Here is a 6999-nt window from a genome sequence, read left to right on the forward strand (position 1 = left end):
CTGCCACATCTCTTGATGAGATTATTCGCGCTTATTGTGCAACTTAGTGTCTCATTTTTATTTGAAATAACTATAACTCCTGTTCTGGGCTTGGCTGCTTTCGTTGAGATGCTCCCATTTTTAATTTTTAACTTTGTACATCACTCTTTATTGCAAAATAAAACGATAGCATTACTGTACATGACTACCCAACTTTTTTCTGTTAAGATTAGAGAGCTTGAGGGTGAATACTAAAAATATAAATGAGGACTTAGGGTATGCAAAAGCGACAATTGGGAACATCACAAATTCAGATTACCCCGATAATTATGGGGACTTGGCAAGCTGGGAAGCGGATGTGGGTGGGAATTGAGGATGCTGAAACTGTCAAAGCAATGCGCGCGGCTTTTGAGGCAGGTATTACCACATTTGATACGGCTGAGGTTTATGGAGAAGGGCATTCGGAACAAATTATCGGTCAAGCACTTTCAAATGTGCGATCGCAAGTAGTTTATGCTAGCAAAGTTTTCGCCAACCACCTGAAACCCGATTTGTTAATCGAAGCCTGTGATCGATCACTAAAAAACCTCAACACCGATTATATCGACCTTTACCAAATCCACTGGCCTGCTGGCACTTGGAATTCCAAGTTAGTGCCAATTGCAGACACAATGGACGCCCTGAACAAGTTAAAAGAACAGGGAAAAATTCGGGCGATCGGCGTTTCCAACTTCTCCCGCGCCCAAATAGAAGAAGCCGCCCAATACGGACGCATCGACAGCTTGCAACCGCCCTATTCTCTGTTTTGGCGCTGGGTAGAAAAAGAGGCGATGTCCTATTGTGTGGACAATCATATCTCCATCATTGCCTATTCATCTCTAGCTCAAGGAATATTGACAGGTAAATTCGGGCCAGAACACAAGTTTGAAGAAGGCGACCACCGCGCCAAAAATAAGCTGTTCATCAAAGAAAATTATGACCGAGTGCAAACAGCATTAAATCAACTCAGGCCAATTGCCGATCGCCACCAGATAAGCTTGGGCAACTTAGCTTTAGCTTGGTTGATTTCCCAGCCACAAACAAATGCAATTGTCGGCGCGCGCGACGGGGAACAAGCAGCCGAAAATGCTAAAGCTGCTGAGGTAAAATTGAGTGAAGAGGAATTAAAAGAGATTGATGCGATCGGGCGAACAGTCACCGATCATTTAGACGATAACCCCGTTATGTGGAACTTCTAAAACAGAACTGACGCAACTGGCATATATAGTAAGGTACTCCGGAACTCACGCCCAGATCACCATTCTCGCTTAACTGGCTCGAAGCCCGTTCCACAAAGAGTGAATTTCTTGTGGAATGGGCTTCTAGCCCGTTCCTAAAAAGCTAATGAGGTATAATATCTACTGCGCTGTGGAAATATTCAAAAAGTTAAAATCAAAAATCCGCAATCTAAAATCGAATGAGTTACTGCCTAAATCCCAACTGTTCCAAGCCACAAAACCCTCCCGCAGCCAAAATTTGCCGAAATTGCCGTTCAAAACTGCTGTTGCGCGATCGCTACCGGGCTATAAAGGCGATCGGACAAGGCGGTTTTGGCAGAACATTCCTCGCCGTTGACGAAGACAAACCCTCAAAACCTCGCTGCGTTATCAAGCAATTTTTACTCACAGAAACCCCACTCATCCCATCAGCAAGTAATCGCAACAGCAAAAAAGCAGCCGAACTTTTTGAACAAGAAGCAATGCGATTAGACGAATTGGGCAAACACCCTCAAATTCCAGAACTCTTAGCCTATTCCATCCAAGACGGCCGACAATATGTAGTCCAAGAATTTATCGACGGGCAAAATTTAGCACAACTTGTAGAAACAGAAGGCAGATTTAGCGAAAATCAAATTCAAGACTTACTCAATAGCTTATTACCCGTCCTTCACTTCATCCATTCCCACAACGTTATTCACCGAGACATCAAACCCGGAAATATCATCCGTCGCGCCGACAAACAATTAGTTTTAGTAGACTTTGGCGCCGCAAAAATTGCCACAGGTACAGCTTTACTCAAAACAGGAACCAGCATCGGCAGCCCCGAATACATCGCCCCCGAACAAGCTAGAGGCAAAGCATTTTTTACCAGCGATTTGTACAGTTTAGGCGTAGCTTGTTTGTATTTGCTAACTCAAGTTAGCCCTTTTGACCTCTTCGATCCTGGTGAAGATGTCTGGATATGGCGGCAGTATTTGGCCAACAACCCCGTGAGTGAACAACTCGGAAAAATTTTAGACAAAATGATTGAAAATGCTACCAACCGCCGCTATCAAACGGCTGTTGAAGTATTAAAAGAAATTAATCCCCAAGTTGCGATCGATCTAGCAATTCCTCAAACAAATTCCAAGTTAGTTAAACCAGGAAAAACTCCCGTCCAGCCCCAACAACAAACCTATAACTGGCAATGTCTTCACACCCTCACAGGTCACAAAAATTTAATTTACTCTGTGGCTTTCAGCCCAAACGGGGAAGTTGTAGCCAGTGGCAGCGATGACAAAACAATCAAGCTGTGGGGAGTTGAAGACGGGCAAGAAATTGTCACCCTCACAGGACACGCTAACTCGGTTTATACAGTAGCTTTTAGCCCGGACGGACAGATGCTAGCCACCAGCAGCCACGACAAAACTGTCAAACTTTGGCGGATGAAAGATGGACAAGAAATCCGCACCCTGATCGGTCACAGTAACTCAGTTTACGGCACAGCTTTCAGTCCCGATGGCGAAATTATTGCTAGCAGCAGTTGGGACAGAACAATCAAGATTTGGCGAGTCAAAGACGGGCAAGAAATTCGCACGCTTGCGGGTCACATCAATTTAGTTTATTTTGTCGCTTTTAGCCCGGATGGGGAAACTCTTGCTAGCTGCAGTTGGGACAGAACAGTCAAAATTTGGCGAGTCAAAGATGGGAAGCTAATTCGCACGCTTACAGGTCATACAGACTCCGTTCGCTGCATAGCTTTTAGTCCAAATGGAGAGTTTTTGGCGAGCGGGAGCCATGACAATACTATTAAGATTTGGTGGGTCAAAGATTGGCAAGAAGTTTTAACTATCACAGGACATTCTTGGTATGTTGATTCTATTGCTTTTAGTCCCGATGGCGAGATTCTGGCTAGCAGCAGCAATCAAACTATCAAGATTTGGCGAGTGAAAGACGGTCAAGAAATTTGTAATATTTCGGGTCATACTAACTCGGTTTACTCTGTTAATTTTAGTCCGGAAGGAGAGTTTTTGGCTAGCGGCAGCAGTGACAAAAGTATTAAGATTTGGCAGAACACCATGTTTGTTTGATTAACCACAATCAAAATTGTTTGTAATCCTTGGGCGGGGGCAGGTTTATGAGAATTGGTGGTTTTAGGCAATTATTGTTGGTGGTGAAGCTGCCCCTACAGGAAGTACGATCGATTCACCGGACACGATATGATTCAACCGTTCTCCCTTTCAATTTTCCGTCGCAACTCTCGAATTATTGCACTTGTATGGCGCTCGCGCGACACTTGCCAGCATTCCTCCAAAATTTCTGATACATTAAAATTGGATAAATAACGGCTAACTGAACTTTCGACATATCGATCGTTTTGCAAGTCGTAAATTATGAGCTTATTTTTCTTAAATAGCCACAGTTCCGGCACTTGATAAGGCAAGTAATCATCTAAATCCGTGTAGCTAGTTACGTCTACTTCAATTACTAGATCGGGTGGCGGTTCAACACCCCAAGCAATCCGATCTTTACCAATAATTGCCACACAATTATCGATATAAAAACAATAATCAGGTTCAATTCCTCTTTCTTCCGGCAAATCCATGGTAATTGGTGTAAACGCTTCATAATCTCGCCCCAAATAATCTAGCAAAACCATTGCCACCATTGCAATAATATGAGCTTGTTTTCCGTGTACTGGTAAAGGGGACATTAATAAAATCTCTCCTGGTCGATATTTGATGCGCGGAATCTGACGATCGCCCAATTGTTCTACAAGTGCTTGGTAATCCTGCCAACTACCTGGCAACCTCACAACTGTTCCTGGTGGCAACTGAATTTTTTCTGGCGTGACGACTGCGAACATAAAATTTATACCTCCTGACTGAGGATGTGTGTTTTAAACAACTAAAAGATATTTATCAATCTATCTGCTTCACTACCTCCAAGGCTAACCCTACCACTTCTGCAATTTGCTCATCCTTCAATCCCAACTGTCGTAATTTACCAATCATTTCAATTTTAACTTGATTCGTGCTTTCCTGGAAGTCGGGAGTCGGAGGCTGACTTTTGTCTGGGGTAGGACTGGGTTTTTATGAGCAGGTCTTGATATAGTTAATGGTGTTGCTATTACCATCAATATTATTACTATTATTTAAAGCAATCTTTATAGTGGATTGCCGTTTTAGGACAGATTTAAGATTACCTTTATCAACTGATTCGCCAAAAACATCAGATAACATTTGCAAAAGCTCGTAACCTACATCCTTAGCATGACCCGCCGTACAACCGTAAGTATCTGCAAGATCAGAATACTTTTGTCGCTTCAGTATTCCCTCGATAATTTTACGCTGCAAGTCATTGAGATGTTTGCCTGTATTAGCGCTGAGCACTTCATCTACAAATTGCAAGATATGGGCAGTGTCCATCAGTAGGGGGGTCGGAGAACTATCGTTAGTATACCCGACTTTATCCGTCTTTATCCGCCTTTATCCGCCTTGCATCGCAATTTTAGAAATTCGCGTCTTTATCCGTCTTTTTTCGCTTTGCAGTTTTGGGCGATCGGTCTATAAATGAATAGATGCTAATGTTTAGGTGACAAGATGAATAAATTACTGAAATTTACAATGTGCCTTGCTGCGGCTACCTTACCCCAAGTTTTTACTCTTGGATTTATTAATGATGCTCAAGCTCTAGTTAACCGCTCAGATTTGAATGGCTTACTACTCGCGCATCCTAGTAATGGTAAAGTCTACTGGATTGATGAAGGAAAACGACGGTGGATTGCAGGTCCTAAAGTTTTCGCCCTCTTGTTTCCTGGAAGGCAGGTTCAGCAATATATAGATGTCGAGCTGATTGAGGAAGCATCATCATTAACAATGGAAAATAGAATTGTTCTTTGTAAAGAGAACGGTCATCGTTTAAATAACAAAGTGTATCTTTTGGATCAAGGTACTAAACGCTGGGTTGCAGGTCCAAAAGCTTTTGAACGTAACTTTGTTCTAAAAGCGGTAACACCTATATCTTGTCCGGCTTTGGTGAGCATCCCAGACGGTAGACCTATCCAATAGGTCGCCCACCTTTATGGAAGTTCTAACTGTGAAGACGCTATTGCTCACTAGAGGGAGTGCACTTCCTCACCGAATCATCTCCTCAGCAGACAACAGGAGATGAGTGGTAAAGTTCAGACTCAATCCGACTGACAGGGCGATCGGGTGTGGTTTTTGATTGGGAACGTATTGTTTGACACTTAAATTGTTAAGTATGAAGAAGATAAAGGCTCAACTTCCTGGAACCGTTTTTCTAGGGTTACTAATTACAGGTTCATTATTTCAATCTTCTGGGGCTTTGGCTCAACAAATAGCAAAAATGAGATTTGTTTGGGATTTTACACCCGTAGGCGGTGCTGTCTACTTCAACATCTGCACCGATCCTGAATTCAACGTCAACGAGCGTACAGGAGGATGTGCAAATATTAATGTTCTGAACTCAAATGTAACACAGAATAGAATAAAGATAGAACACGGTTAGTAACTGATAAATTGCGTGCAGGTACTTCATACAAAGCTTGTCTGGTAGCTGACAACATTGGTCGTGGCTTTGAAGGACGACGGATTCAGTGTTACAATTTCGTGGCTCGTGATGAGCAAACAATCCGATTCTCGCTTAATCAATTACAGTATGTAGGCGATCCATAACTTTAGGTATCATGGTCTTGCTCGTCTTACAAAGATGGCGGGCAATCCCCATTCTATTTGCAAGGCGATCGCACAAGAATCACCTAATCCTCTCCTCACCAGACAACAGGAGATGAGTGGTATGGAGGCGATCGCCCCTTACTTTTTTTATTAATAGGCGATGGCAATCTTTGTGGGAGCTTTCGAGTTTGTGGTGATACAATAGCTGCCACTCAATAAAATTAAGAGGGCTGCTAACTCATTCTTTATGAGCGAAACCGTCTACATCGAAACCAGTATCTTGGGCTACCTCACCGCCCGATCGACCAAGAATTTAATTTTAGCGGCCAATATAGAAATAACTAGAGATTGGTGGGAATTTCGTCGAAGCGCCTTTACCCTTTATACCTCGGAGGCAGTTCTAGATGAAGTGGTACAGGGAGATGCAGGAATCGCCACTCAACGACTGGAGATTCTGCGTGATTTTCCCTTGTTGGCATTGAACCAAGACGTACAAGATTTAGCCGTACAACTCCTAACCCGGAGCAATCTGCCTCCAAAAGCAAGAGTTGATGCAATTCACATTGCCACCGCAACTGTTCACGGCATGGATTATCTGTTAACTTGGAATTGCAAACATATTGCGAATGCTCAAATCCAGGGGAAGTTGGCGGAGATTAGTCTCGATTTCGGCTATGTGCTGCCAGTTCTTTGCACACCCAACGAACTAATGGGAGATTAGGTCATGTGGACAGATGAGATTGTTGAAGAGATCCACCGAATCCGAGAAGAGTATGCGAAGTCCTTTAATTATGATTTTGACGCAATATTTGCTGACCTCCGCAAAAAGGAAGCAGCAAGCGGTAGAAAAGTCGTAACCTTATCGCGAAAGCCCGGTCTAACAACACGTTGGAGCGGACGGGCGAGAAATCTTGGTGGTGCTGCAAAGGTTACTCGCCGCCACTCAACTGAGCCATTAGGTAGCTAATAAATACTCAATTAGCGAGGTCAAAAGTGGGAAGAGTCATCTTTACAGCGGTTCCCGCTGTTATGAGGTACAATCAATAATAATGAAATATCATTGTGTAATCAAACCTAATGAAAGC

Annotated in this window: 8 protein-coding genes; 6 read left to right on the top strand and 2 right to left on the bottom strand. The window is 43.2% G+C overall.

Going from position 1 to position 6999, the window contains the following annotated elements:
• From QUA07_RS29360 to QUA07_RS29370, 3 genes are all read left to right on the top strand, one after another.
• Positions 1-234, top strand: a 234-nt coding sequence (locus tag QUA07_RS29360; RefSeq protein WP_333332642.1) for a hypothetical protein, incomplete at its 5' end; no start/stop codon positions are given.
• A 23-nt stretch (positions 235-257) separates the two neighbouring features.
• On the top strand, positions 258-1217 hold the full coding sequence (locus QUA07_RS29365; protein ID WP_333332645.1) for an aldo/keto reductase: 960 nt from the start codon (positions 258-260) through the stop codon (positions 1215-1217).
• A 218-nt stretch (positions 1218-1435) separates the two neighbouring features.
• Positions 1436-3307, top strand: a complete 1872-nt coding sequence (locus QUA07_RS29370; RefSeq protein ID WP_333332648.1) for a serine/threonine-protein kinase — start codon at positions 1436-1438, stop codon at positions 3305-3307.
• Between the two features lie 134 nt (positions 3308-3441).
• Here QUA07_RS29370 and QUA07_RS29375 read toward each other — a convergent pair whose 3' ends face one another.
• The gene (locus QUA07_RS29375; protein ID WP_333332651.1) at positions 3442-4083 is read right to left on the bottom strand and encodes a Uma2 family endonuclease; all 642 of its coding nucleotides are present in this window, start codon (positions 4081-4083) and stop codon (positions 3442-3444) included.
• Between the two features lie 226 nt (positions 4084-4309).
• Positions 4310-4645 carry a hypothetical protein gene (locus tag QUA07_RS29380; protein WP_333332653.1) on the bottom strand — a complete coding sequence of 112 codons (336 nt, stop codon included), beginning with the start codon at positions 4643-4645 and terminating at the stop codon, positions 4310-4312.
• Positions 4646-4819: 174 nt separating this feature from the next.
• On the opposite strand from QUA07_RS29380, the gene QUA07_RS29385 reads away from it, so the two are divergent.
• The 3 genes from QUA07_RS29385 to QUA07_RS29395 all read left to right on the top strand — a co-directional run bounded on the left by QUA07_RS29385 (position 4820) and on the right by QUA07_RS29395 (position 6635).
• Positions 4820-5287 (top strand): hypothetical protein, encoded by a 468-nt coding sequence (locus tag QUA07_RS29385; protein WP_333332656.1) that lies wholly within the window; start codon positions 4820-4822, stop codon positions 5285-5287.
• Between the two features lie 193 nt (positions 5288-5480).
• Positions 5481-5747 carry a hypothetical protein gene (locus QUA07_RS29390; RefSeq protein WP_333332659.1) on the top strand — a complete coding sequence of 89 codons (267 nt, stop codon included), beginning with the start codon at positions 5481-5483 and terminating at the stop codon, positions 5745-5747.
• 414 nt (positions 5748-6161) lie between these two features.
• The gene (locus QUA07_RS29395) at positions 6162-6635 is read left to right on the top strand and encodes a type II toxin-antitoxin system VapC family toxin (RefSeq protein WP_333332661.1); all 474 of its coding nucleotides are present in this window, start codon (positions 6162-6164) and stop codon (positions 6633-6635) included.
• The last annotated feature ends 364 nt before the right edge of the window (positions 6636-6999 follow it).

Origin of the sequence: Microcoleus sp. T3_A4, assembly GCF_036700465.1 — a bacterium.
In the GTDB taxonomy this organism is placed as follows: Bacteria; Cyanobacteriota; Cyanobacteriia; order Cyanobacteriales; family Microcoleaceae; genus Microcoleus.